The following is a 24277-nucleotide window of genomic DNA, read 5'->3' as shown; positions in this document are numbered from 1 at the left end:
GCTGGGGGTTCCGCCCCCAGACCCCGTTCGGCCCTGAAGGGGCCTTGTCCTCACACGCCGGACGGGCTGAAGACGCTGGTTTGTCAGCTACCGTCTCGCAGATCTGCCGGCCAGTCGGGCCGGAACTCTATGTGCTCGTAGGTGACCACGCAGCCCTCCCCCATCGGTGACTGGGTCATGAAGCCGACGAGTGCGTCGCCGGTCTCCTTCTCGTCGCCCAGGGTGAACAGGCGGATGAAGGTCCAGCGTCTGCCGTCCCGTGAGGCGTGGAAGGCGAAGGCGCGGCCGGTGCGGCTCACCCGGAGCCAGACCGAACTGCCGTCCACGGTGAAGGAGTTGGCGTCGTCGGAGTGGCCCCGGGTGACCACCGTGCAGACGGTGGGCACGTCCGGGGAGTACTCCAGGCAGAGCTTGGCCCAGGCGCGCTCGCCGACATGGACGTAGAGGACCCCCGCGTCGAAGGCCGAGGCGAACCCGACCGTGACGCGCGCGATCAGCTGGAAGTCCCCCTCGGGCGCCCCGAGCAACCGGGGCGCGTCGGAGGCGGGCTCCAACGCCTCCCCGGTGGGCGGCACGAAACGATCCTGCCGGGGGCCCGCCCATCCGCTGAGGATGCCGTCCTCGTACAGCCAGTGCCCGTCGGGGCCGTAGGTGCGAAGGGCGAAAGGCAGTTCGGGAAGTTCCACGTCCATCAGCAGATTGTCGCAGGCCCGGTGAGCCGCCTTGGGCCTAGCGCTCCAGCCGCCCGTTGAACCGCCGGGGCAGTCCCAGCGGGTTGTCGTCCCGGAGCTCCGGGGGAAGGATCGCCTCCGGTGCCGTCTGGTACGTCACCGGTCGCATCCACCGCTCGATGGCCGTGCCGCCGACCGACGTCGACGTGGACGTGGTCGCCGGGTACGGGCCGCCGTGGTGCTGGGCGGGTGCCACCGCGACACCCGTCGGCCAGCCGTTCACCAGCACCCGGCCCGCGAGCGGTGTCAGCTCGGCCAGCAGTTCCGCGCCGCGGCCCTCCCCGGCGGCCTCCTCCGCCGACAGATGTACCGTCGCCGTGAGATTGCCCGGCAGTCGCGACAGCACCCGCTGCACCTCGGCCTCGTCCTCGTAGCGAGCCACCACGGTGACCGGCCCGAAGCACTCCTCCAGGAGCAGGTCGTACTGGCCTTCCTCGGTCAGCTTGTCCGCCGAGACCGTCAGGAACCCGGCGCTGACGGTGTGCTCGCCGCCCGCGCCCGGCGTCACCGGGGACTCGACCTCGGGAAGCTCCGCACGCTCGGCGACCCCGGCGATGAAGTTGTCGCGCATGCGGTGGTCCAGCAGGACTCCGGCGTCCGTGTCGCTGACCGCGTCCGTGAGGGACTTGACCAGGCGGTCGCCCGCCGCACCGCTCGGCGCGAGCACCAGGCCCGGCTTCACACAGAACTGGCCGACGCCCAGCGTCATCGACCCGGCGAGGCCCGCGCCGATGGCCTCGGCGCGCTCGGCCGCCGCGGCCTCGGTGATGACGACCGGGTTCAGGGAGCCCAGCTCGCCGTGGAAGGGGATCGGGGTCGGGCGGGCCGCGGCGGCGTCGAAGAGGGCGCGGCCGCCGCGTACGGAACCGGTGAAGCCGGCCGCCGCGACGAGGGGGTGCTTGACCAGCTCCACGCCGGCCTCGAAACCGTGGACCAGGCCGACGACGCCGTCGGGGATGCCGTGCGCGGCGGCGGCCCGGCGCAGCACCTTGGCGACCAGTTCGGACAGGGCCGGGTGGTCGGGGTGCGCCTTGACGACGACCGGGCAGCCCGCGGCCAGCGCGCTCGCGGTGTCACCGCCGGCGACCGAGAACGCGAAGGGGAAGTTGGAGGCCGAGTACACGGCGACGACGCCCAGGGGCACCTTGTAGCGGCGCAGGTCAGGGATGGGCGGGGTCGCGGTGTCGTCGGGGTGGTTGATGATCACGTCGAGGAAGGCGCCCTCGTCGACGATGTCCGCGAAGGCCCGCAACTGGTAGCAGGTGCGGGCGAGTTCGCCGGTGAGCCGGACCGGGCCGAGCGCGGTCTCGGCGTCGGCGGTCTCGACGAGCCCGTCCTTGGCCGCCTGCAACTGCTCGGCGGCGGTGCGCAGGAAGGCCGAGCGGACCGCGCGGTCGGCGAGGGCGCCCCGCGCGGCGTGCGCGGCGCGGACGGCGGCGTCCACCTCCTGGGCTGTGGCCTCCACCGCAACCTGTTCACGCTGCTTCCCGGTACGGGGGTCGACACTCCAGACTGGTGCTGCTGCCACCGCGGGTCCCTCCACGTATGTCTTGCGGTATGTCCTGCTTGTATTGCCGCAGTATCTGGGTCATCCACCAGGGTCGTTCGATATACTGAACGCTGTCTCTGATGATGAATATGCTGTCGGAGACTATATCTTCGGTTTCCCGTCGAACGAAGGGGTCAAGGGCGATGTCGGTAGCCGAGACAGGCGGCGGGGCACAGGTCAAGTCCGCGGTGCGGACGGTCGAGCTGCTCGAGTACTTCGCCGGCCGGCCCGGAATGCACTCCCTCGCATCGGTCCAGGAGGCCGTCGGGTATCCCAAGTCCAGCCTGTACATGCTGCTGCGCACCCTGGTGGAGCTGGGCTGGGTGGAGACGGACGCGACGGGCACGCGCTACGGCATCGGCGTGCGGGCCCTGCTGGTCGGCACCTCGTACATCGACGGCGACGAGGTGGTGGCCGCGGCCCGCCCGACCCTGGACCGGCTGTCGGACGACACCACGGAGACCATTCACCTGGCCCGCCTGGACGGCACGAACGTGGTGTACCTGGCCACCCGGCAGTCGCAGCACTATCTGCGCCCGTTCACCCGGGTGGGGCGCCGGCTGCCCGCGCACTCCACCTCGCTGGGCAAGGCGCTGCTGAGCACGTACACCGACGAGCAGGTCCGCAAGATGCTCCCGGAGACCCTGCCGGCACTGACCGAGAACACCATCACCGACCGGGAGAAGCTCATCGAGGAGCTGCACCAGGTACGGGAGCAGGGCTTCGCCGTGGACCGCGAGGAGAACACGCTGGGGCTGCGCTGCTTCGGTGTCGCCATTCCCTACCGCACTCCGGCGCGCGACGCGATCAGCTGCTCGGTGCCGGTGGCGCGGCTCACCCCGGCCCATGAACAGATGGTCAAGGACGCCCTGTTCGACGCGCGCGACCGACTGACCCTGGCGACACGCAGGCTCTGACTCCTAGGCTGCGGCGTCATGGACGTCGTACTGCGTGAAGTGCACGACAGCGATCTGCCGGTCTTCTTCCGGCAGATGAACGATCCCGAGGCCCTCCACATGGCCGCGTTCACCCCGAAGGACCCGGCCGACCGGGACGCCTTCGAGGCCCACTGGAAACGGATCCGGGCCTCCGGGGACGTGCTGCGCACGGTTCTGGTCGACGGTGACGTGGTGGGCAGCGCCGCGGTGTACGGCGAGCCGGGCGAGCGCGAGGTCACCTACTGGATCGACCGCGCGCACTGGGGCCGGGGCATCGCCACGGCCGCGCTGCGGGAGCTGGTGGCCCAGGTGCCCGAGCGTCCGCTGTACGCCCGTGCGGCCGCCGACAACACCGGCTCCCTGCGGGTCCTGGGCAAGTGCGGATTCCGGGTGACCGCGCGGGCCTCCGGGTTCGCCAACGCGCGCGGCGAGGAGATCGAGGAGTTCGTGCTCGCGCTGGACGCCTGACACCGCCGTGGATGAGCGTCCGATGAGAAAGTCGGACACACGGGAACGATCGACCCGCTTCCGGTCGTCTTCCGAGTGGGATGAACAAGACGATCAGGCGGGCCGCCGTCTTCTCACTGCTGCTGGTGATCGCCCTGCTGGTCAGGGCGACCTGGGTGCAGTTCTATGACGGCAAGGCCCTTGCGGACGACAAGGACAACCGGCGCAACGCGATCCAGACGTACGCGGACCCGCTCGGGAACATCATCGTGGGCGGCAATGCGATCACCGGTTCCGCGGTGACGAAGAACAGCGACCTCAAGTACAAGCGCACGTACAAGGACGGCAAGCTGTACGCGGCGGTGACGGGCTACGCCTCGCAGGCCTATGCGCCGACCCAGCTGGAGGGCATCTACCAGGACCTCCTGGACGGGACGGACAACCGCCTCAAGACCGTGCTGGACACGATCACCGGCAAGCGGGCCGACCCGGGCAACGTGGTCACGACCATCGACCCGGACGTGCAGAAGGCGGCGTACGACGCGCTCGGCGACAAGAAGGGCGGGGCCGTCGCGATCGATCCGAAGACCGGCAGGATCCTGGCGGTGGTGTCGACGCCGTCGTTCGACCCGTCGACGCTGACGGACGCCAACACCGCGGGCACGGCCTGGAAGAAGCTCAACGACGACCCCGACAAGCCCCTCACCAACCGCGCGCTGCGCCAGCCGCTGCCGCCTGGCTCGACGTTCAAACTGGTCGTCGCGGCCGCGGCGTTGGAGGACGGGCTGTACTCGTCGGTGGACGAGCACACGAAGAGCCCGGACCCGTACACGCTCCCGGGCACCACCCGCGACCTGTCCAACGAGAACCCGAACGCGCCCTGCGAGAACGCGACGATCCGCACCGCGCTGCAGTACTCCTGCAACAACGTCTTCGCGAAGATGGCCGTCAACCTGGGCCAGGACAAGGTGCGGGCGATGGCCGAGAAGTTCGGCTTCAACGACAAGGAGCAGGACGTGCCGGTTCGGGCGTACACCAGCGTCTACCCCTCCGACATGGACAGGCCCTCCACGGCCCTGACGGGCATCGGCCAGTACGACGTCACCGCGACCCCGCTCCAGATGGCCATGGTCTCCGCCGCCATAGCCAACGGCGGCAAGCTGGTTTCCCCGCATATGGTCTCTCAGATCACCGACAGCGGCGGTGACGTGCTGAAGAACTACGACGACAGCGCGAGCACCAAGGAGATCGTCAGCTCCTCGACCGCAGAGCAACTGCAGTCGGCGATGCAGACGGTCGTGGAGAAGGGCACCGGCACCAACGCCCAGATATCCGGCGCCACCGTGGGCGGCAAGACCGGCACGGCCCAGCACGGCGAGAACAACAGCAAGACGCCGTACGCCTGGTTCACGTCCTACGGCAAGGAGGGCGGCAAGGAGGTCGCCGTGGCGGTCATGGTCGAGCAGTCGAACGCGGCCCGCTCGGAGGTCAGCGGCAACGGCCTGGCCGCCCCCGTGGCCAAGGCCATGATGGAGGCGGCACTGAAGAACTGAGGCCCGGTTCGTGCCTACTTCACGCCCAGGATCTGCTCCACGGGGTCGATCGCGAAGTACACCAGGAACAGCGCCGAAACCCCCCACAGCAGCCAGTGAACCTCCTTCGCCTTGCCGAGCACCGCCTTGATGACGACGTAGGCCAGGAAGCCCGCCCCGATGCCGTCGGTGATCGAGTAGGTGAACGGCATCGCGGCGATGGTCAGAAACGCCGGGATGGCGATCTCGTACCGGTCCCAGTCGATGTGCTTGACGTGCGTCATCATCAGGAACCCGACCGCGATCAGCGCAGGTGCGGCCGCCTGCAGCGGCACGATCGTCAGCAACGGCGTCAGGAACAGCGCGAGCCCGAACAGCCCACCGGTGATCAGGTTCGCGAAGCCGGTGCGCGCGCCCTCGCCCACACCGGCCGCCGACTCGATGTAGGCGGTGTTGGAGGAGGCGGACCCCAGACCGCCGGCCACCGCCGCCGCGCCGTCGATGAACAGCACGCGGCCGATCCCCGGCACCTGCCCCTGCTCGTCGAGCAGTCCGGCCTCCGCGCTGATGCCGACGACGGTGCCCATGGCGTCGAAGAAGTCGGACAGGATCAGGGTGAACACCAGCAGAACGGCGGTGAGGACGCCGGCCTTGGCGAAGCCGCCGAACAGGCTGAAGTGACCGATGAGTCCGAAGTCGGGGGGCGAGACGATCTTGTCGGGCACATGCGGGGTGGTCAGGCCCCAGCTCTTGATGTCCGCCACCGCGTCGATGATGATCGCGACGATCGTCATGGTCACGATGCTGATCAGGATCGCGCCCTTCACCTTGCGCGCGAGCAGCGCGATGGTGAGCAGCACGCCGAGACAGAAGACGAGGACGGGCCAGCCGGTCAGCCGGCCCACGGCCCCCAGCTGCACCGGCACGGTGGTCTGTGCCGCGTCCGGGATACGGCTGACGAACCCGGCGTCCACGAAGCCGATGAAGGCGATGAACAGACCGATGCCGACGCCGATCGCCTGCTTGAGCTGTTGCGGAATGGCGTCCATGATCGCCTTCCGTAGTCCGGTGACGACCAGGACGCAGATCAGGATGCCTTCGAGGACGACGAGTCCCATCGCGTCGGACCAGCTCATCAGCGGGGCGAGCTGGAAGGCGACGACGGCGTTGAGGCCGAGGCCCGCGGCGATGGCGAGCGGCAGGTTGCCGCCGACACCCATGATGACCGTCATCACACAGGCCACCAGGGCGGTGGCGGTGACGAGTTGGCCGGTGTCGAGGCTGTGGCCGAACTTGTCCTTCGCACTGCCGAGGATGATGGGGTTCAGGACAAGGATGTAGGCCATCGTGAAGAACGTGGCGAAGCCGCCGCGTATCTCCCGGCCGAAGGTGGATCCCCGCTCGGAGATCCTGAAGAACCGGTCGACGCCGTTCGCCGCTGGTGGCGCGGCACTTGGGCGGTCTGCCGCCTTCTTGGTGTCGGACATGCGGATGACTCCTGTTGCGTGTTCGATCGCGTGCGGATGCTGGGGGGATCGTTCCCGCGTTGAACGCGTTTCAGGTTCTCCCCTGTTAGGGAATCAGGGCCGACCCGTCAGACTGCGTTCGAAGCCCCGTACGAACCATGCGGTTGATCACTGCTACGCTTCCGGATCTCATCGGGGCCCACCCCGGATGATCACATGTCATCTACATGACGCACACAGAGAGGTTCGAGCGTGGGCACTGTCGTCGACGACGCAGCCTCCGTGGAGTTCCACGCCTTCTTCGAACGGCACTACGCCGAACTGTCGCGTCTCGCCCATCTGTTGACCGGCGAGGCGGACGCCGCCGACGATCTGGCGGCGGACGCCCTGCTCGCCCTGTGGCACCGCTGGGACCGGGTGCGCGCCGCGGACCACCCGGCCGCCTACGCCCGCGGGGTGGTCGCCCACCTGGCCCGCACCCGGATCCGCAGCGCCGTGCGCGAGCGCCGGCGGATCTCGCTGTTCTGGTCGCAGCGCGAGGAGAAGACCGAGAATCCCGACATAGCAGGCGTTGTCGACGTCCAGGGTGCGCTGCGCAGGCTGCCGTTCAGGAAACGGGCGTGTGTGGTGCTCCGGCACGCGTTCGACCTGTCGGAAAAGGACACCGCTCTCGCTCTGGGTGTTTCCGTGGGTACGGTTAAGTCCCAGACGTCCAAGGGGATGGCCGAGCTGCAGAAGATCCTCGGCTCCCAGGGCGTACCGCAGAAGGTGCACGCGGCGATGGCGCGCGGCGGCGAGAGTGGAGGGACGGGCCGATGAGGCAGCAGGACGTGCACGACGAGCTGCGCGCCCGGCTGCACGAGACGGCCGAGGCCCACCAGCCGGACCGGGCCAGGATCCTGGCGCGGATCGAGCGGGGCATGAGCGAGCGCAGCCGCCCCGACCACCGGGCGACCCGCCCGCAGGTGTGGGGCTGGGCCCGGGTGGCGAGTGCGACGGCCGCGGTCGCGGGCATGCTCGCGGTCGGCGGTTACGCGGTGGCGTCCGCGGTGAAGGACGACACTCCCCCGCAGCGGCAGACCGTCTCGGTCCCCCCGGCGCCCACGCCGTCCCCCGATGCGACGAGCAGGGCGCCCGTCCCGCCGGTGGAGCGGACGCCGAGCACCCCCCGGCCGTCCCACAAGACGGGCAACATCCCTGCCGGCAAACCCTCCGCCTCCATGCTGACGCCCGCCGCCGGCGAGAGCGACGGTCCGCTGTGGTCGGAAGGCTCGATGGACCCGCACAGCAACGACTTCTGGGCGCAGAGCAACATCACGCTCAGGACGAGCCGGCAACTGACCGCCCTGACAGTGCAGTTGAAGGTCGCCCAGACCGGCGGGGTCAGCTCGACCGGGGCCTGGCTCTCGCTGCCGGAGCAGGACTTCGACCTCACGGTCGGCGAGCAGAACGGCTTCGTCGTCTACACCTGGACGCTGAAGGCGGGCCGTACGGTCCCCACGGGCGAGTGGGTGTTCGCAGGGCAGTACAACCATCAGCGCGGCGACCGGGACACCAAGGACGACACCTACGTGATCACCGCCACGGCGGGCGGCACGCAGCGTGCGGTCGGCGGCGACTTCCCGGCCCACCCCAGTGACGCGGGCGGCCGCGGGTGACCGTGAACCACTGGGTTCCGGCCATTCCCACAGCCCCCACACAGCCCTCGACTCATTCCCTCACCACGGGCTCGTACCGTGGAAACAACCACACCTTCACTTTCGACGTCCCTAACAGTGCGTCGAAGACGGACACGGCCTCAGCGCCGGCCCGTCGTTCGGCTGCCTGGGACCTGCTGACCCGAGCCCCCCTCGGTCAGCAGCCGCCGACAGAGCCCCCCTCGTCGGCGAAGAGAACGCCCCGCCGGTGACGACCGGCGGGGCGTTTCTGTCGTCCTGCGCGGCTCAGCTCACGAAGTACGTCGGGTTCGGCAGCTTGTAGGTGCGGTCGGCGTAGCCGCCGTCCAGGTCCGAGTACTGGTCGCCGAAGTTGGCGACGATCTCGTAGCCGAGGTCGTCCTCGATGTGCTTGCGGGTGCCGGACTTGTACTGCACGGTCGTGCAGGTCCAGGTGCCCGGCGTGGCGCAGGCGCTCAGATAGGCCGGCGGGTTCGCCTTGTCCTTGAGGAACATGTGGTCGGCGTCGAGGTTCACATCGGCGCCGATCTTCTTCAGGTTCGCGACGGCGGCGCTGCGCTGCGCCTCGCTCAGCCCCGAGTTGTAGAAGACCTCGACACCCTTGGACTGGGCGTACCGGACCAGCTCGGCGCTGCCGAACACGCCCGGGCGGTCGGCCTTGTTCACGTAGTCGGCCCAGGTGGTCGGGTTGTACGTGTAGTTGTAGCGCTTCTCGTAGTCGAGGCTGAGCAGCAGCGTGTCGTCGATGTCGAACATGACCGCGGCCTTCTCGCCCCGGTGGTGCGCCTTGCGGGCGGCCTGGTCGATGTACTTCCTGGCGGCGGCGTCGATGTGTGCCAGATCCTGGGCGTACGGGCTGGTCGGGGATGCCTGGTACACGCCGGCCGCGTCGGCCGTGGTGCCGTAGTAGGTGTCGATGTCCTTCACCAGGAGGCCGATGTTGTACGGCTCGTGGGTGGAGTTGGCCGTGGACTGGCCGGCCGTGGCCGCGCCGGCGCCGTAGAGGGCGCCGCCGGCGAGGGCACACGCTGCGGCGATCGCCGCGATACGCAGTGACTTATGCATGACAGGTTTCTACGCGCGTCACCCTGCCGGGCGCGAGACCCGTTGCCTGATCGATACTTCTTCCGCAGGCAAAAAACGGGTCAAGCACCCTGGACGCGACGGTTCCGGATCGGTGTCGCTCAGTTCATCGTGGCCCCGATCGTGGTGCTCCCCGTCGTCAGGAACGTCGTCGCGGGCAAGGTGCCGCTGGAGCCGCGGGCGTTGTACGTCGTGGAGGCGTCCGTCGACTTGAAGGCCGGGGTCGAGATCCCGGAGTCCCAGTTGTTGCCGGACGAGGTGACCGCGGAGCCCTTGGTGACCGAGCCGCTGCCGTTGCCCACCGCGAGGTTCTTGCCGAGCTTGGCGGAGCTGGTGGCGAAGTAGTAGCCCCACTTGCCGTTGGCGTAGGCGGTGGTGCGGTTGACGGTGAGCGCGCCGGTGTTGGAGTTCTCGGTGAAGCCGTTGCCGGCGTTGCCCCAGGCGGCCGAGTTGTTGACGACGTGGGCGACGGTCACGCCGCCCCCGCCCAGCTTGAAGCCGTTGCCGTTGCCCTCGAAGGCGGAGTCGCCCCAGCGGTTGACGCCGTTGCCGAAGGACCAGGAGTGCTCGATGGTGACCGGCGAGGAGAAGGACCACAGGTCGATGCCGTCGTCCGAGTTGTTGTAGAGGCGCGCTCCGGTGACCAGGTTGCCGCTGCCGGAGCCGAACTTGATGGCGACGCCGTCGGCGTTCTGGCCGTGCTCGGCGGCGTCGTAGTTGCCGTAACTGTCCAGGTTCTTCACGGTGTTGTTGACCGTGCCGTCGCCGGTGAGCGTGAAGCCGGAGTCACCGCCGTTGATGGTCTTGATGTTGTTCCAGTTGGTGCCGGTGCACGACTGGCAGACGACGGCGCTGTCCGGGGAGTTCTGGAAGGTGATGTTGGAGACGTTCCAGTAGTCCGCGGTCAGCTTGAAGATCCAGGAGCCGGACGGGAGCGAGGACCCGTCGATCTTGACGGTCTCCGCGCCGTACGCGGTGAGGGTGATCGGCGAGGACGAGGTGCCGTTGGCCGTGGACTGCAGGGTGGCCGTGGGGTAGTAGGTGCCGCCCCGGACCTGGATGACGGTGCCGGCGGTGGCGTTCTTGATGGCGTTGGACAGATCGGTCGAGTTGCTGACGACCACGGTGGCGGCCTGGGCCTGGGTGGGGAGGACGGCCAGACCGGCGCCCAGAGCAAGGGCGGCCAGGGTGGCGAGTGCGGTACGACGAGACATGGAGAGCGGTTCCTTTCTCGTACGGGTACGTGTGGGGGTTCACAGGACGGTGGCGAGCCGGCTGTTTCTCGTGAGCCGTGCGGACGCCGTTAGCGGGGAGGAGCGGGCCGAGCCCGCCGTTGACGCACAGCGTCGGGCGGAGCGCCTACGCACAGGGGCGCCAGTCGCCGAGATACACCTCAGGCGTGTGCAACCGCGCCTCCTCCCCGGTGAGTTGAGGACGGTTCTCCGGAACCGTGACCACGGCCCCCGGGCCCGTGTTGCGGTACTCCCTGAACCGCATGGCCTGCCAGGGGTAGGCGTCCCGCATGTTGACGTAGGGCGTGACCGGGTCGATGCCGGGCCCGATCCAGGTGTCCCGGACGACGAGGGACGGCCGGGCGGTCGTCTCGTACGACGGGACCCAGGGCCGCGCCAGCTTGTACGCGCCGTCCTCGGCGCCGGAGGTGATGCGGGAACGGACGGCCAGGATCCCGTGCGGGTTGGCGCGGGCGGTGGAGGGGGCGAAGACCATGCCCTTCGGGGTGAAGGTCACGTCCCGCGGCAGCGTGTGGAAGTGGCACTCCTCGAACACGGCGGTCGCCCGCCCGAAGACGAAGTCGACGTCGCCCTCGATGTAGCAGCGGTGGAAGTACTGCCGGTCGAAGGCGTCGAGCGCGGTCGTGTCGACGAAGAGGGTGTCCTGGTGGGCCAGGAAGCGGACGTTCTCGAAGCTCGACCGGTCACCGGTCACATACGCGGCCACGGCCTGGGTGCCGGTGATGTCCGGGTGGTCGGCGCGCAGCCAGTCGTTGGCGAGGGTCAGATCGCGGACGGTCAGTCCGGGGGCGCCGGAGGTGAAGGTGGCGGAGCCCGGCGTCCCGTAGGTCGTGCCGTCGGACTTCTTCGTGCCGTTCGCGTGGTCGAAGACGATGACGGTGTCGCGCGGGTCGCCGGTGGCGCCGCGGATCGTCAACTCACCTTTGTCGGCGGGCACGTTGACGATCTCCCGGTACGTCCCCGGATGCACCACGATCGTCGCGCCGGGGCCGTCCACCGCGTCCACGGCCGCCTGGACGGCGTCGCCGGGGCGGACGTGCAGGACGGGACGGCGGGCGCTCGCGAAGGCGGGACCGGTTCCGGCGGCGGCCAGGCCTGTGGTGATACCCGCCAGCACAGTGCGTCGGCGCATGTCAGCACGCCTCCTTCCACGGCTTCCAGTCGCCGAGGTAGGCCTCGCGGGTCGCCGACTGGGCCTGGGCGTCGGTCAGTTGGGGCCGGTTCTCGGGGACGGTGATCGCGGCGCCCGGTCCGGTGTTGCGGTACTCGGCGAACCGCTGGTTCTGCCAGGGATAGGTGTCCGACATGTTGGTGTAGGGCGCGACCGCGTCGATCCCGCGTCCGAGGTGGGTGTCCCGGACGGTGAGCATGGGGCGGGCGGTGGTGTCGGAGCCGGGCACCCAGGGCCGGCCCAACTTGTAGGAACCGTCAGGGGCTTCGCTGCTCACGCGGCTCCGCGTCACCAGGTGACCGCGCGGGTTGGCGACCGCCGTGGAGGGCGCGAAGACGAAGCCGTAGGGGGCTGCGGGCAGGTCGGTGCGGTTCAGCGTCCGGAAGTGACAGTCCTCGTACACCGCGGTCGCCCGCCCGAAGACGAAGTCGACGTCGCCCTCGACGTAGCAGTGCGCGAAGTACTGCCGGGCGAAGGTGCCGAGCGCCATCGAGTCGGCGTACAGGGTGTCCTGGTGGCCGAGGAAGCGGCAGTGGGTGAAGCAACCGCGGTCGCCCTGCACCTTGATGGCCACCGCCTGCGTGCCCGTGATGTCGGGGTGGTCGGCGCGCAGCCAGTCGTTGGCGAGGGTGATCCAGCGGGCCGTGAAGCCGTCCGCCTGCACGGTCGTGGTGGCGGAACCCGTGGTGCCGTAGGTACCGCCGCCCGGCTTCGGGGTGCCGGCCGCGTTGTCGTACACGATCACGACATCACGGGGGTCCTCGGAGGCGCCGATCCAGGTCGCCTCCGTGCGGGTGACGTCGACGACGACCGTCTCCCGGTAGACGCCGGGGGCGAGCACCAGCGTCCGGCCGGTGCCGGTCGCGGCGGCCACGGCGGCCCGGACCGTCGCGAAGTCACCGCGGCCCTGCGGGTCGACGTAGAGGGTGCCGGGGGTGAGGCGGCGGGCCGGGGAACCGTACCGGCCGAACGGGCGCGCGCCCGAGTCGGCCCGCGCGGGCGTCGAGGCGAGCCCGAGCGCGACGGCGGCCCCGGCGCTCGCGGCGAGGAAACCCCGTCTGGACAAGGGGAGTCGAGGATGAACGGAGGGCGAGGGCATGCGGGTGCTCCTTCGCGGTGCGGCTCAGGGGAGAAGCGGCCGGGGCGCGCCGGGCGCCCCGACCGGGGGCGTCAGCGCAGGTGGCCTGCGCCGGCGCAGTGGTCGACGATCCCGGGGACCGCCTGGACCGGATCGACCTTCGTACGCAGGGTCGGCGTCCAGCCGGCGCCCGAGCGGAGGATCTCGGTGGGCACTTCGGCGTTGTGGACGGCGATCAGATCGACCGGCTCACCGTTGACGTAGTTGTCGTCGGCGGTGAGCGGCGAGTCCTTCCACTTCTTCAGGATCTGCCCGGCACCGGCCCCGTCCGGCAGCGTGAACGCGTTGTGCTCGGCGACGAGCTGGGACTCCATGCCGATGCCGTAGCTGTAGGAGTAGCCGTCCTCGGCCACGAAGTGGTTGTTGTACGAGTCGACCTGCCCGAAGCGGACGCGCGGGGCGCGCTCCACCAGGTTGGAGAACAGGTTGTGGTGGAAGGTGACCTTGAGGTGGCCGCGGTCGACGGCGGCCGTGGCGGCGCTGTCGCTGTTGCCGACCAGGATCGTCTTGTCGTGGTTCTCGAAGACGTTCCAGGAGGCGGTGATGTGGTCCGAGCCCTTGACGATGTCCATCTCGCCGTCGTGCTGCTCGAAGATCCGCCCGTAGTAGTACGGCAGTGTGCTGTCCGGGTGGTCGCCGTCGGTGAACGTGTTGTGGTCCATCCACACGTGCGTGCCGCCGTAGATGTCCACGCTGTCGTACTCGGAGTTCCAGTTGCCGTCGGCGGTGTCGGTCGGGTCCCACTGCGGGAAGCAGTCGAGGGGGCTCTCGAGGCTCAGGTTCCGCACGATGACGTTGTCGACGGCCTTGATCTGCAGGCTCGCGCCCTTGAAGCCGGCGTCCTTGCCCACGCCGATGATCGTGGTGTTGGTGGGTACGTACGCCTTGATGTAGGCGTCCTGGTTGGCCTGGGAGGCACGGCGCAGGCCCTCGGGGCTGTCGTCGGGCTCGCCGTCCAGGTTCTTGTCGTGGCCCCAGACCGCGGGGTCGTAGGTCTTCAGATAGGTGGCGAAGTCGTACCCCGGCGCCTCGAAGGAGGCGCAGCTCGGGCCGTCGGCGTCGATCGTCCCCTTGACTCTGATGATCTTCGGCGCGCTGCCGCCCTCCACGAGCGCCCGCTTGAACCCGGCCCAGTCGGTGACGGTGTAGACATGCGCGGCATCGGCGGACGCGCCGCCGGTGGTGCCGGTGCCGTAGGAGCCCCAGCCGTCGTTCGCGCCGAGCGTCTGCCGGCCGAGGTCCCGGGACCGGACGTGCGCGGAGGCGGTTCCCGTGACGCCGAGCACCAGGGCGGTGCACCCCACGATCGACGCTATGACGCGTCCATGACATTTCTGTGTACGCACTGTGCGGCTCTCCTTGGTTACGCGACCGAGGCGCTGCTCGCCTCGGGCCAGGTGATCCAGGACGTCGGAATCTCGTCGTCCAGCCGGATGACGTCTCGCGGCGCGAGCACCCGCGTGCGCAGCAACTCCCGCGCCACGAGCCGCGCCACGGCGATCGCGCCCGGCGGATTGAAGTGCGTGTTGTCCTGCTCGGTGGCGGTCCAGTTGAAGTAGACCTTCGTCTCCTCCACCCCGAGCCGCTGCCACAGCGCGAGCGACAGCGCCTCGATGTCGAGCAACGCCACCCGCTCCCGCGCGGCGAGCGCGCGCATCGCCGCCGGATACTCCCCATGGGTCGGCACGGCGTTCCCGTCCGCGTCGAACCTGCGCCGCTCGACGGGGGTCGCGAGCACGGGCCGGGCACCGTGCGACCGTGCGCCCTCGATGTACTGCCGCAAGTAGTCCTGGTACGTCGTCCAGGGCTCGGTGTAGCGGGTGGGGTCGTCGCTCTTCTCGTCGTTGTGCGCGAACTGGACGAGCAGGAAATCCCCCGGCTGGATCAGCCCGAGGATGGCATCGAGCCGGCCCTCGTCGATGAAGCTCTTCGAACTGCGCCCGTTCACCGCATGATTGGCGACGGGAAGGTTTTTGTGCAGAAAGAAGGGGAGCGCCATACCCCACCCGGTTTCGGGTGCGGCGTCGGCGTATTTCTGGGCGGCGGTGGAATCACCGGCGATGTGGAGAGTTCGTTGCCTGTGGTCGGCCTGAGCGGTACCGGCGACCGCAAAGGCGAGGGGAACGGCTGCGACGGCAGCCGCGGTGACCTGTCTACGGGTGAGTGACATGACCGTGCACCTTTCTGGCTTTGAGGGGCGCGGGGAACTGCGCGACCAGCCGCAGCCGACCGGCAGTCCCCACGAACCGAACCACCCGAGCTCAGTGGTTCTTCTTCCAATCCGTCTGCGCCTTGTTGAGCTGATCGGCAAGCGTGTCCAGAAACGCCTTGGCCGTCATCTTCCCGAGCAGCACCTTCTGGAAATTCGGCTCGTTGTCGGCCTTGGAAATCGTGTTCCAGTCCGGCAGGTAGTACGGCAACTGCACGATCTTGGTGTCAGCCCCGTTCAGCGCGGCAGCGGCCAGTTTCGTGGGCTCGGCCTTCTGGATCCACGCGTCCTGCGCGGCTTCCGTGTTCGCCGGAATCTGCCCCGCGGACTGGTTGAACTTCGAGTTCTCCTCGTGCGAGACGGCGAACTCGACGAACTTCCAGGCAGCCGATTTGTTCTTGCTGGACTTGAAGACGCTCAGCCCGTCCACCGGGTTGGAGATCTGCACCCGGGTGCCGTTGTCCTGGGTCGGGTTGGGCAGCCCGCGGAACTTGTCCGCGCCCAGCGCCTTCAGATGGTCCTGATAGGACCCCAGGTTGTGGCTCAGCATGCCGATCGTGCCGCTGTCCCACTGGGCGACCATCTTGGTGAAGTCATTGTTGACGTCGGCGGACGGAGTGTCCTTCTTGTACAGGGCGACGTACTTCTCCAGCGCAGCGATGTTCTTCGGGTCGTTGACCGTCGTCTTGTCGCCGTTCCAGAACGAGGTGATACCGCTCTGGCTGTACGACGCGTCCAGGGCCGGGGCGATCGAGCCCTCGCCGCCGCGAATGGTGAATCCGAACTGGTTCTTGCTCTTGTCGGTGAGCTTGTCGGCGGCCTCGTAGAACTTCGACCAGGTGGTCGGCGCGTCCAGGCCGGCCTTTTTGAACAGGTCCGTCCGGTACCACAGCGTGCCGTTGTTGGACGAGGTCGGGATCTGGTACAGCTTGTCGCCGCCGCCCGCGGCCTTGCTGCTTTCCAGCAGGTTCTGGCTCAGCTTGCCGTTCAGGGAGCTCTTCGCCAGGCGGCCGTCCAGCGGCTCCAGCGCGCCCTGGACGGCGACCTCGGCGAGCATCGCGGTGCCCACGCCGCCGACATCCGGCAGGCCGCCGCCCTGGATGGCGGTGTCGTACTTGGACTGGGCGCTCGCGGCGGGGATGCCGACATAGTTGACCTTGATGTCCGGGTTCTTCTTCTCGAAGTCGGCGATGATCTGCTTCCAGATGTCGGTCCGGACACCGCCGTTGTTGTCCCAGAAGGTGATCTCGCCCTTGCCGGAGCCCTCGTTGCCCTTGTCCCCCGCGCTGCCGCTGCCGTCGTCGCCGCAGGCGGTGGCGGTCAGCGCGAGCACGGAGCCCAGGGCGACGGCGACGGCCGCGCGCCTGCTTCTGCGGATGCTGCTCTTCATAGGTCGGCTCTCTTCTTCTGGATCCAGCGGAGATGTCACCTTCTCGGCCGTGAACGGCCGAGCTTGCGTACTCGGTCGTTCACACCTCGTCGCGCTCCCGACTGCCCCCCTACGACAGGACGGTCACGGGTCGCATCCACCCAGCCCCTCTTGGTTCAGGGGGAGAGTGCGGGTGCGGTGGCGAACACCCACGCCGAGCGTGCACGGTCGCGCACGTTGACCCCGGCGACGACGTCGGCGGGACCAGCGAGCCCGCACCGACGACAGCAGAAGTGATCCCGGTCGGGTCGGTTGGCCCGCTCGGTGTGCCCGCAGCGCGGACAGCGCTGCGAGGTGTAGGCCGCGTCCACCTCTGGGAACGGCACCCCGGCTTGCTTGGCCTTGTAGGCAAGGTGCTGTCCGAGTTGACGGAAGGGCCAGGAGGAGAGCGTGCCCCGCTGGTCGCGGCGAAGCCGTACCCGCTCGCGGATGCCGCCGAGTTGCTCGACGGCGATGCCGCGACCGGCCTGCAGATCGGCCCTCAGCGTCGCGTAGGCGTCGACGACCTTCTTCACCGCTCGCACCACCGGCTGCGCGGACAGCCCGAAGGTCGCCTTCAGGTCTGCGTACACCGCCTTGTGCAGACCGTTGCGGTCCTTGAGGTCCTTGGTGAAGGCGATGGCGGAGGCGTGGGTAGCGGCCCGGTTGCAGACACGTAAGGTCGCCTCAAGGATCGATGCCTGCCCAGGCGTCGGCAGCAGCTTCACCTGCACCACCAGCTTCATAGCCCCGGACCGTAGTTCGATGACCGCACACACGACCGCCGTTCGCCCGGCGATCACCACAACCGGCGAACAATGAGGCAGTGGTTCGCATGCATTGGCTCCGCCGAGTGACTGTGCGGCCGCTCCGCGCCCGGTAGACAGCAGATGCGGCGGCACTCCCCGTCGCGACCACGGGAGGCGATTCCTCCCCGGCGTAAACGCCAGGACATCCTCGCCGGCAGGCGTACGCCGTCCAATCGTCGACGCCCTTGAGGCCGCCAGCGATGGCAAGCGCTTGCTGTGGAAGTGGTGCGTCATTGCGGCTCCCAACAGGCTTACGGGTGCGGTGGGTTACTCGGGTGCGGTGGGTTACTCGGATGCGACGGGTGACAGGGAGTCGATCCTGAAGTGCGTGAAGGTTGCCGCCCCGGCGTGACCCGAGCCGACGGGGGCGAGCGCGAACAGGCCGAGCAGGGCGCCGACCCAGCGCCAGGGGGTGGCGGCGAAGACGGGACCGGACGGGCGCGGGCCGTCGCCGATGTCGTACGAGAAGCGGCAGCGCGCCCCGGCGCCGATCTCGATGCGCAGGCGCACCCGCCCGTCCGGGGCGAGCCGCGGATGGTCGGCGTCCCGTTCGTGCTCGGCGACCCCTTCGGCGAACCGGTGCACGAGATGGATTGTCCCGTCGGCGCTCCGCTGGAGCCCGATCCAGCTGAACGCGTCCCCGAGGACCGCGAGCCCCGCCCGCGCTCCCGGCTCCTCGCTGTGCAGCCTCAGCTCCACCTCGACCGCCGACGGCGTAGCGGGCAGCCGCTGCGTAAGGACGTGCGGGAGTTTGCGCAGGTCGTGTGCGTCGGCCGAGCGGACGCAGGTCAACCGGAGACCGTCGCCGGAGTGCTGGGTGGCCCAGCCGTCCTGCGGATTGGCGGTCCAGGACCACTGGCGGCCGAAGCGTCCGCCGGGGAAGTCGTCGTCGGTGGCGGGCGCGGCGGGCGGCTGCGGCGGCAGGTCGGGCTTCTTGTGTACGGCGACGGGGGCGCCGCCGTCCCCGAGCACCGGCCAGCCGTCCGTGCCCCAGCTCATCGGCTGAAGGTGCACGACCCTGCCGTAGGCGCCCTTCTGCTGGAAGTGCAGGAACCAGTCCTCGCCGGCCGGGGTGCGCACCCAGCCGCCCTGGTGCGGCCCGTTGACGTCGGTGTCCTTCTGCTCCAGGACGATCTTCTCCTCGTACGGGCCGAAGAAGCCGCGCGAGCGGAAGGCGCCCTGCCAGCCGGTCTCCACTCCCCCGGCGGGGGCGAGGATCCAGAACCAGCCGTCGTGCCGGTAGAGCTTGGGGCCTTCGAGGGTGAACCAGCCGGGGATGCGGTCGCCGTCGACGATCAGCTTGCCCTCGTCGAGGAGTTCCGTGCCGTGGGGGTGCATACGGTGGCCGGTGAGGCGGTTCTTGACGCCGGAGCGGGACTTGGCCCAGGCGTGCACCAGGTAGGCCTCGCCGGTCTCCTCGTCCCACAGGGGACAGGGGTCGATGAGACCCTTGCCCGCCTTCACCAGGTGCGGGCGGGTCCACGGGCCGCGTATCCGGGGGGCGTTGATCTGGAAGATGCCCTGGTCGGGGTCGCCCCAGAAGATCCAGAAGCGGTCGTCGTGGTGGCGCAGCGAGGGCGCCCAGACGCCGCAGTCGTGACGCGGGGTGCGGAACTCGGCGGCGGGTTCGAGGCGTTGCAGGCCGTGGCCGACCAGCGTCCAGTTGACCAGGTCACGGGAGTGCAGGAGGGGCAGGCCGGGAGCGCGGCCGAAGCTGGAGGCGGTGAGGTAGAAGTCGTCGCCGACGCGGAGGACGTCCGGGTCGGACCAGTCGGCGTCGAGGATCGGGTTGGTGTAGACGGTCGGGGTCGGGTGGATGGTCGGGGTCGGGTGGATGGTCGGGGTCGGGTGGATGGTCGGGGTCGGGTGGATCGCCGCGTCCGAGCGGACCGCCGCGTCCGAGCGGACGGCCACATCCGGGCCGACCGCCACGTCCGAGCGGACCGCCTGGTTCGGGCCGACCGCCGCATCCGAGCGGACCGCCGCATCCGAGCGAACGGCCGAGTCTGGGCCGACCGCCTCGTCCGGGCCAACCGCCGCGTCCGGACGGACCACCGCGTCTGGACGAACGGCCGAATCCAGGCCAACCGTCACATCCGGACGGACCGCCACCTCCGGGCGAACGGCCGAATCCAGGCCAACCGCCACATCCGGACGGACCGCCACCTCCGAGCGAACGGCCGAATCCAGGCCAACCGCCACATCCGGACGGGCCGCCTGGTTCGGACGGACCGCCTGGTTCGGGCCTGCCGCCTGATTCGGACGGGCCGCCTGGTTCGGGCCTGCCGCCTGGTTCGGACGGGCCGCCTGGTTCGGGCCTGCCGCCTGGTTCGGGCCTGCCGCCTGGTTCGGGCGGGCCGCCTGGTTCGGGCGGGCCGCCTGGTTCGGGCGGGCCGCCTGGTTCGGGCGGGCCGCCTGGTTCGGGCGGGCCGCCTGGTTCCGGTGGGCGTCGTGTGTCACTGGCTCACCGCCTTGCGGACCAGGGCCGCCGCCTCGTTGCGGCTCAGGCGGCCGTCGGCGACGACGGTGATGATGCGCCGTACGACGGTCTCGCCGGATGGGACCGGGAGGCGTTCGGTGTGGGCCAGGGACGAGCCCACGCCGGGGTATTCGGCGGTGCGTACGAACCACGGGTCGCGGCGGGTGGTGTCCGTGGCGCCGGCGAAGACCAGGGTCCAGGTGGTGCTGGCGAGGGCCAGCCAGGCTGCGCGGGTGGTGTGCACCTCCGCTTCGCCCTCGCGGTCGGCGGTGAAGACGTGCGGGGTGTCGTGCTCCTTGCGGGCGCGCCAGAAGAAGCCGCCGTAGGCCGCTCCGGAGCGTCCGTTGGTGGCCGGGCTGCCGATCGACAGAGGCCTGTCGGTGACGTTCGTGAGCGAGAACGTGAAGTCCAACGCCCAGGCGGTGTCGGTGAGTTCGGTGGCGGCGACCGTGCGGCGCTCGCGCAGCAGCTCGCCGCCGGACGCCACCCAGCGCAGCTCCTCCACGAAGCCGTCGGGGTCGCGCAGCTGGAAGGAGGTGTGGCGCTGGGCGCCGTGGTTGTCCAGTTCGGTCGGGCCCTGGTCGCGTACGTAGGTCCGCCCGCCCCAGAAGTTGTACCCCTCGACGTCGGGAACGGCGACACCGACGCCGAGGTGGTGGGTGTGGTCGGCGGGGCTCAGCTCGGTGACCGCCGTGCCGGCCAGGGTGGTGACCGGGTGCAGATAGGGACGCGGGGAGAGCCTGGCCGGAAGTTCGGGCCGGGTGACGTAGCGGCCGACCGGGCGGCCGGCGACGCGCAGGACGGGCGAGTCGATGGTCGTCATCAGGTGCTCACCTCTTTCGGTGGGGCCCAGGTGGCGCCGAGCTCGGAGTAGAGGGAGAGGGTGTCGGCGGCGGCCGCGACGAGTCCGTCGATGCCGGGAACGACCCTGCGGCCCTCGTCGGGGACCAGGTGCCAGGCCCCGGTCGGCAGCGGGGCCGGGTCGGGGGCCTGCCGAATCGCTTCGACGACCCTCATGAAGGCGCCGGTCGTGTCCGGGGTGACGAGGAGGTCGGCGCCGTCGGTGAGGTGGTCGACCAGGTTCTCCAGCAGGTCGGTGCGGCCGTACTCGTACTCCTCGGGGCCGTGGTCGGCGCGCTGGAGCAGGACGCGGTCCTGCTTGTACCAATAGGTGATCCGGCCGCGGGTGCCGTGCACGACGACGTAGGGCTCGTCGTCCCGCTCGGCGCACAGGGTCGCGGCGACGGTGACCTTGTGGCCCGGTGCGGTGGTGACGCGGACGCAGGAGGTGTCGTCGGACTCGATGTCGTTGGCGCGCAGCAGCTCCAGCTCGATGCCGGTGACGTCCTCGGCGCGTGTGGTGCCGTTGACGGCGAGGGCGGTGGCGACGGCGTGCGCGAGGGGGTTGGTGAGCACGCCGTCGATGACGTCGACGCCGTTCAGGCGCCGTTTGCCCGCCCAGGGCGCCCGCCGGTAGTAGGCCTCGGGACGCACCCAGGCACCGGCTCCGCCGACCCCGACGAGCTCGCCGACGGCGCCCTCGGCGACCATCTGGAGGATCGCGGGTACGGCGTGCGAGCCCAGCGACTGGAAGCCGATCTGGCAGACCACGCCCGCCTCGGCGACCCCGTCGGCCATCCGCTGGAACTCGGCGTACGACGGCGCCGGCGGCTTCTCCAGGAGCAGATGCACGCCCCTGCGGGCGGCCGTCAGGGCCAGGTCGGTGTGGGTGGGGATCGGGGTGCAGATCACGGCGAGCCGGGCGCCGGTGGAGTCGAGGAGCGCGCCGAGGTCGGCGGACTGCTCGGGCGTGCCGAGGCCCTCCGGGATCTCGTGCGCGGTCAGCGCGGTCAGCTCGCAGATGCCTGCCAGCCGTACGATCCCCTTGTCCTGGAGCCGGCGGATGTTGTCCAGGTGCCAGCGGCCGTGGCCGCGCGCGCCCGCCAGGACGATGTCTACGGTGCTCATGGGATCCTCCCTGCGCCCGCGCCGTACGCCACCTCTCGGTCGGCCCTCTCGGCGCTGTCGATCTTTGTGTGCAGGGTAGGCGTCCAGCCGACGTCGCCCGTGAGGTCGCGTTCGCTGCCCGAGTCGTAGGCGTTGTAGACGGCCAGAAGGTCCACCGGGTAGCCGTCGGTCACCCGCAGCTTGCCGCGGTCGCCCGTCGCCGAGTCGCTGTTGCCGATCAGCATTGCCTTGTCGTGGTCGGCGAACCGGCTCCAGGAGACGGTGACCAGGTCGGAGCCCCCTGTGATGTCCAGCAGGCCGTCGTGGCGCAGGTGGTTGCGCGCGAGGTAGCTGGGTTCCTCGGCGTCCGGGTGGCCCTTGTCGCTCGCCGAACGGGCCTCCTCCGGTTCGCCGTGGGACTCGGCCGAGTCCCGAGTACGCGGGCCGGTTTCAGCCAGGTACTTCTTGAGGCCGGCAACCAGGTTGTCGGACGATCCCCCGTTGGCGGGGACGGTTCCACTACCGCCGACACAGCCGGCAAACCCACCCTGACGAGCAATGGGCGGTGCAACGAGTTGACGCCTCATCCCTTCACCGCCCCCGCGCTGAAGCCGGTGATCAGCCACTTCTGGATGAAGGCGAACACGATCACGACGGGTACGGCCGCGACGATGCCACCCGCGGCGAGCGCGCCGAGGTCGACGCTGTCCGCGCTCATGAGGGTGTTGAGGCCGACGGGAATGGTCTGCTTGCTCTGGTCGCTCAGGAACATCAGGGCGAACAGGAAGTGGTTCCAGGCATGCACGAAGGCGAAGGAGCCGACGGCGATCAGCCCGGGCCGCAGCAGCGGCAGTACGACGATGCGGAAGGCGGTGAACCGGTTGCAGCCGTCGACCCAGGCCGCCTCTTCGAGCGAGTACGGCACGTTCCTGATGAAGCCGCTGATCAGGATCATCGACAGCGGCAGTTGGAAGACGGTCTCGGCGATGATGACGCTCACCAGTGAGTTGATCATCCGCAGGTTGGCGAAGATCTCGAAGAGCGGCACCAGGAGCAGCGCGCCCGGCACGAACTGCGTGCAGAGCAGGGCCAGCATGAAGGCCTTCTTGATCTTGAAGTTGAAGCGGGCGAGGGCATAGCCGCCGGCCAGCGCGACCAGGGTCGTCATCAGCAGGGTGGCGATGCCGACGAGCACACTGTTCTGGAAGTAGGTGCCGAACGCCCGCTCGTTCCAGACCTTTCCGAAGTGGTCGAACGTCATCGGCCAGGGCACCAGTGAGGTCGAACCGGCCGGGCGCAGAGCGAAGAGGAGGATCCAGTAGAAGGGGATGAGGGTGAAGAGGAGGTAGATCGACAGGGGGACGTAGATCTGCCAGCGGGGGACCTCGTCCCAGGTGCGGCGCTTCTTCCTCGGCCGGGCGGGCTCGGCGGCCACGCGCTCCGGCGCGGGTGCGATCTCGGTGATCACTTCTCCTCACCTCCGAACTTGCTCAGGCGCAGATAGACGATCGAGAAGAAGAGCAGAATCACGAACGCCACCGTGGTCAGGGCCGATGCGTAGCCGAAGTTGTGGGCGTCCACGCTGGTGTTGGCGATGTAGAGCGGGAGGGTGGTGGTCTCGCCGGCCGGTCCGCCGCCGGTGAGGGTGTAGAGCAGGTCGACGTTGTTGAACTCCCACACCGCGCGCAGCAGCGTCGACAGCACGATCGCGTCCTTCAGATGCGGCAGTGTGATGTGCCAGAACTGCTTGACACGGCCGGCCCCGTCGACCTCGGCGGCCTCGTAGAGGTCCTTCGAGACGGACTGCAGGTCGGCGAGGATGAGGATCGCGAAGAAGGGGACACCGCGCCACAGGTCGGCGACTATCGCCGCGGGGAAGACGGTCGAGGTGTCCGAGAGCCAGCTGGTGCCGTACGAGCCGATGCCCATGTCCGCGAGATAACGGGTGATGCCCGTCTGGGAGTTGTAGAGCAGCACCCAGATCGCCGAGGTCAGCACACCGGACACGGCCCACGGGGAGAAGACGAGCGCCCGGCCCACCGCCCGCCCCACGAAGGTCTGGTTGACGATGAGGGCGAGTGCGAGACCGAACAGCAGTTGCAGGCCGACCTCGACGACGACCCACTTGGCGCTGAAGGTCAGCGTGTCCCAGAACTGGGTGTCCTTGGTGAAGATCTGGACGAAGTTGTCGAAGCCCGCGTAGCCGTTCCGCCACGGCTTGGTGGGGTTGAAGTTCTGCAGGCTGTAGTAGAAGACGCTGATCACCGGGTAGGCGATGAAGCCCAGCATGAGCAGGGCCGCCGGGGCGATCAGCAGATACGGCAGCCTGCGCGGCGTGGCGGAGGCCCGGCGCCGCCGGGGTGGCGCGGGCGGGTTCGCCACGGCTGCGGCTTGGGCCATGACAGGTCTCCGTTCTCGGTGCGGCTCGCTCTTGCGGGGCA

General features: G+C 69.4%; 21 protein-coding genes and 2 pseudogenes. 6 read left to right on the top strand and 17 right to left on the bottom strand.

The genetic code is table 11. From position 1 onward, the window contains the following. Nucleotides 1–83: 83 nt before the first annotated feature. Nucleotides 84–692, bottom strand: coding sequence for a DUF1349 domain-containing protein (locus tag ACIBW9_RS06730; RefSeq protein ID WP_398951845.1), 609 nt, complete (start codon nucleotides 690–692; stop codon nucleotides 84–86). A gap of 37 nt (nucleotides 693–729) precedes the next feature. Further along, a complete protein-coding gene (locus ACIBW9_RS06725) occupies nucleotides 730–2259 on the bottom strand; it encodes an aldehyde dehydrogenase (NADP(+)) (RefSeq protein ID WP_398951843.1) in 1530 nt (509 codons plus the stop codon). A 164-nt stretch (nucleotides 2260–2423) separates the two neighbouring features. Between ACIBW9_RS06725 and ACIBW9_RS06720 the strand changes: the two genes are divergently transcribed. From ACIBW9_RS06720 to ACIBW9_RS06710, 3 genes are all read left to right on the top strand, one after another. Beyond that, nucleotides 2424–3197, top strand: coding sequence for an IclR family transcriptional regulator (locus ACIBW9_RS06720; RefSeq protein WP_115908899.1), 774 nt, complete (start codon nucleotides 2424–2426; stop codon nucleotides 3195–3197). An 18-nt stretch (nucleotides 3198–3215) separates the two neighbouring features. Further along, the gene (locus ACIBW9_RS06715; RefSeq protein ID WP_398951841.1) at nucleotides 3216–3686 is read left to right on the top strand and encodes a GNAT family N-acetyltransferase; all 471 of its coding nucleotides are present in this window, start codon (nucleotides 3216–3218) and stop codon (nucleotides 3684–3686) included. Between the two features lie 80 nt (nucleotides 3687–3766). Further along, the gene (locus ACIBW9_RS06710; protein ID WP_398951839.1) at nucleotides 3767–5218 is read left to right on the top strand and encodes a peptidoglycan D,D-transpeptidase FtsI family protein; all 1452 of its coding nucleotides are present in this window, start codon (nucleotides 3767–3769) and stop codon (nucleotides 5216–5218) included. Between the two features lie 14 nt (nucleotides 5219–5232). Here ACIBW9_RS06710 and ACIBW9_RS06705 read toward each other — a convergent pair whose 3' ends face one another. Beyond that, nucleotides 5233–6684 (bottom strand): NCS2 family permease, encoded by a 1452-nt coding sequence (locus ACIBW9_RS06705; protein WP_398951837.1) that lies wholly within the window; start codon nucleotides 6682–6684, stop codon nucleotides 5233–5235. A 231-nt stretch (nucleotides 6685–6915) separates the two neighbouring features. On the opposite strand from ACIBW9_RS06705, the gene ACIBW9_RS06700 reads away from it, so the two are divergent. From ACIBW9_RS06700 to ACIBW9_RS06690, 3 genes and pseudogenes are all read left to right on the top strand, one after another. After that, nucleotides 6916–7482, top strand: a complete 567-nt coding sequence (locus ACIBW9_RS06700; RefSeq protein WP_398951834.1) for a SigE family RNA polymerase sigma factor — start codon at nucleotides 6916–6918, stop codon at nucleotides 7480–7482. Then, a complete protein-coding gene (locus tag ACIBW9_RS06695) occupies nucleotides 7479–8321 on the top strand; it encodes a hypothetical protein (RefSeq protein WP_398951832.1) in 843 nt (280 codons plus the stop codon). Before ACIBW9_RS06700 ends, ACIBW9_RS06695 begins: the two co-directional genes overlap by 4 nt. Beyond that, a pseudogene (locus ACIBW9_RS06690) lies at nucleotides 8306–8455 on the top strand (polysaccharide lyase family protein); the annotation flags it as partial. The gene ACIBW9_RS06695 and the pseudogene ACIBW9_RS06690, both read left to right, overlap by 16 nt. A gap of 151 nt (nucleotides 8456–8606) precedes the next feature. Here the strand turns inward: ACIBW9_RS06690 and ACIBW9_RS06685 are convergent. The 14 genes and pseudogenes from ACIBW9_RS06685 to ACIBW9_RS06620 form a co-directional block, all read right to left on the bottom strand. Further along, nucleotides 8607–9404 (bottom strand): HAD family acid phosphatase, encoded by a 798-nt coding sequence (locus ACIBW9_RS06685; RefSeq protein ID WP_398951830.1) that lies wholly within the window; start codon nucleotides 9402–9404, stop codon nucleotides 8607–8609. A gap of 119 nt (nucleotides 9405–9523) precedes the next feature. Next, nucleotides 9524–10636: a chondroitinase-B domain-containing protein gene (locus ACIBW9_RS06680; protein ID WP_398951827.1), complete on the bottom strand. Its 1113-nt coding sequence runs from the start codon at nucleotides 10634–10636 to the stop codon at nucleotides 9524–9526. Between the two features lie 145 nt (nucleotides 10637–10781). Continuing rightward, on the bottom strand, nucleotides 10782–11807 hold the full coding sequence (locus ACIBW9_RS06675; protein WP_398951825.1) for a pectinesterase family protein: 1026 nt from the start codon (nucleotides 11805–11807) through the stop codon (nucleotides 10782–10784). Nucleotide 11808: 1 nt separating this feature from the next. After that, complete coding sequence (locus ACIBW9_RS06670) at nucleotides 11809–12945, bottom strand: pectinesterase family protein (RefSeq protein ID WP_398951823.1); 1137 nt, start codon at nucleotides 12943–12945, stop codon at nucleotides 11809–11811. 71 nt (nucleotides 12946–13016) lie between these two features. Next, a complete protein-coding gene (locus tag ACIBW9_RS06665; protein ID WP_398951821.1) occupies nucleotides 13017–14330 on the bottom strand; it encodes a polysaccharide lyase family 1 protein in 1314 nt (437 codons plus the stop codon). 17 nt (nucleotides 14331–14347) lie between these two features. Next, on the bottom strand, nucleotides 14348–15154 hold the full coding sequence (locus ACIBW9_RS06660; RefSeq protein ID WP_398951819.1) for a rhamnogalacturonan acetylesterase: 807 nt from the start codon (nucleotides 15152–15154) through the stop codon (nucleotides 14348–14350). Between the two features lie 91 nt (nucleotides 15155–15245). Beyond that, nucleotides 15246–16583, bottom strand: a complete 1338-nt coding sequence (locus ACIBW9_RS06655) for an ABC transporter substrate-binding protein (protein WP_398951817.1) — start codon at nucleotides 16581–16583, stop codon at nucleotides 15246–15248. Between the two features lie 155 nt (nucleotides 16584–16738). Then, the gene (locus ACIBW9_RS06650) at nucleotides 16739–17347 is read right to left on the bottom strand and encodes a zinc ribbon domain-containing protein (RefSeq protein ID WP_398951815.1); all 609 of its coding nucleotides are present in this window, start codon (nucleotides 17345–17347) and stop codon (nucleotides 16739–16741) included. Nucleotides 17348–17695: 348 nt separating this feature from the next. Continuing rightward, nucleotides 17696–19228, bottom strand: a complete 1533-nt coding sequence (locus tag ACIBW9_RS06645) for a family 43 glycosylhydrolase (protein WP_398952137.1) — start codon at nucleotides 19226–19228, stop codon at nucleotides 17696–17698. Nucleotides 19229–19866: 638 nt separating this feature from the next. Then, entirely contained in the window at nucleotides 19867–20712 is an 846-nt protein-coding gene (locus ACIBW9_RS06640; RefSeq protein WP_398951813.1) for a PmoA family protein, read from the bottom strand. Further along, a complete protein-coding gene (locus ACIBW9_RS06635; RefSeq protein ID WP_398951810.1) occupies nucleotides 20712–21857 on the bottom strand; it encodes a Gfo/Idh/MocA family protein in 1146 nt (381 codons plus the stop codon). The genes ACIBW9_RS06640 and ACIBW9_RS06635 overlap by 1 nt, the downstream gene beginning before the upstream one ends. Further along, nucleotides 21854–22222 (bottom strand): annotated as a pseudogene (locus ACIBW9_RS06630) (pectate lyase); the annotation flags it as partial. The pseudogene ACIBW9_RS06630 and the gene ACIBW9_RS06635, both read right to left, overlap by 4 nt. A gap of 197 nt (nucleotides 22223–22419) precedes the next feature. Next, nucleotides 22420–23304 carry a carbohydrate ABC transporter permease gene (locus ACIBW9_RS06625; protein WP_398951808.1) on the bottom strand — a complete coding sequence of 295 codons (885 nt, stop codon included), beginning with the start codon at nucleotides 23302–23304 and terminating at the stop codon, nucleotides 22420–22422. Further along, nucleotides 23301–24236, bottom strand: coding sequence for a carbohydrate ABC transporter permease (locus ACIBW9_RS06620; RefSeq protein ID WP_398951806.1), 936 nt, complete (start codon nucleotides 24234–24236; stop codon nucleotides 23301–23303). The genes ACIBW9_RS06625 and ACIBW9_RS06620 overlap by 4 nt, the downstream gene beginning before the upstream one ends. Nucleotides 24237–24277: the final 41 nt, after the last annotated feature.

Origin of the sequence: Streptomyces sp. NPDC049541 (assembly GCF_044465725.1) — a bacterium.
Lineage (GTDB): Bacteria > Actinomycetota > Actinomycetes > Streptomycetales > Streptomycetaceae > Streptomyces.
The sequence above is the reverse complement of the archived record's forward strand: the minus strand, read 5'-3'. Positions and strand labels throughout refer to the sequence as shown.

Excerpts from the sequence above, each read along its gene's own strand:
- ACIBW9_RS06730 (WP_398951845.1), bottom strand. The coding sequence starts at position 692 with ATGGACGTGGAACTTCCCGAACTGCCTTTCGCCCTTCGCACCTACGGC.
- ACIBW9_RS06720 (WP_115908899.1), top strand. The coding sequence starts at position 2,424 with ATGTCGGTAGCCGAGACAGGCGGCGGGGCACAGGTCAAGTCCGCGGTG.
- ACIBW9_RS06715 (WP_398951841.1), top strand. The coding sequence starts at position 3,216 with ATGGACGTCGTACTGCGTGAAGTGCACGACAGCGATCTGCCGGTCTTC.
- ACIBW9_RS06710 (WP_398951839.1), top strand. The coding sequence starts at position 3,767 with ATGAACAAGACGATCAGGCGGGCCGCCGTCTTCTCACTGCTGCTGGTG.
- ACIBW9_RS06705 (WP_398951837.1), bottom strand. The coding sequence starts at position 6,684 with ATGTCCGACACCAAGAAGGCGGCAGACCGCCCAAGTGCCGCGCCACCA.
- ACIBW9_RS06695 (WP_398951832.1), top strand. The coding sequence starts at position 7,479 with ATGAGGCAGCAGGACGTGCACGACGAGCTGCGCGCCCGGCTGCACGAG.
- ACIBW9_RS06685 (WP_398951830.1), bottom strand. The coding sequence starts at position 9,404 with ATGCATAAGTCACTGCGTATCGCGGCGATCGCCGCAGCGTGTGCCCTC.
- ACIBW9_RS06680 (WP_398951827.1), bottom strand. The coding sequence starts at position 10,636 with ATGTCTCGTCGTACCGCACTCGCCACCCTGGCCGCCCTTGCTCTGGGC.
- ACIBW9_RS06675 (WP_398951825.1), bottom strand. The coding sequence starts at position 11,807 with ATGCGCCGACGCACTGTGCTGGCGGGTATCACCACAGGCCTGGCCGCC.
- ACIBW9_RS06670 (WP_398951823.1), bottom strand. The coding sequence starts at position 12,945 with ATGCCCTCGCCCTCCGTTCATCCTCGACTCCCCTTGTCCAGACGGGGT.
- ACIBW9_RS06660 (WP_398951819.1), bottom strand. The coding sequence starts at position 15,154 with ATGTCACTCACCCGTAGACAGGTCACCGCGGCTGCCGTCGCAGCCGTT.
- ACIBW9_RS06655 (WP_398951817.1), bottom strand. The coding sequence starts at position 16,583 with ATGAAGAGCAGCATCCGCAGAAGCAGGCGCGCGGCCGTCGCCGTCGCC.
- ACIBW9_RS06650 (WP_398951815.1), bottom strand. The coding sequence starts at position 17,347 with ATGAAGCTGGTGGTGCAGGTGAAGCTGCTGCCGACGCCTGGGCAGGCA.
- ACIBW9_RS06640 (WP_398951813.1), bottom strand. The coding sequence starts at position 20,712 with ATGACGACCATCGACTCGCCCGTCCTGCGCGTCGCCGGCCGCCCGGTC.
- ACIBW9_RS06635 (WP_398951810.1), bottom strand. The coding sequence starts at position 21,857 with ATGAGCACCGTAGACATCGTCCTGGCGGGCGCGCGCGGCCACGGCCGC.
- ACIBW9_RS06620 (WP_398951806.1), bottom strand. The coding sequence starts at position 24,236 with ATGGCCCAAGCCGCAGCCGTGGCGAACCCGCCCGCGCCACCCCGGCGG.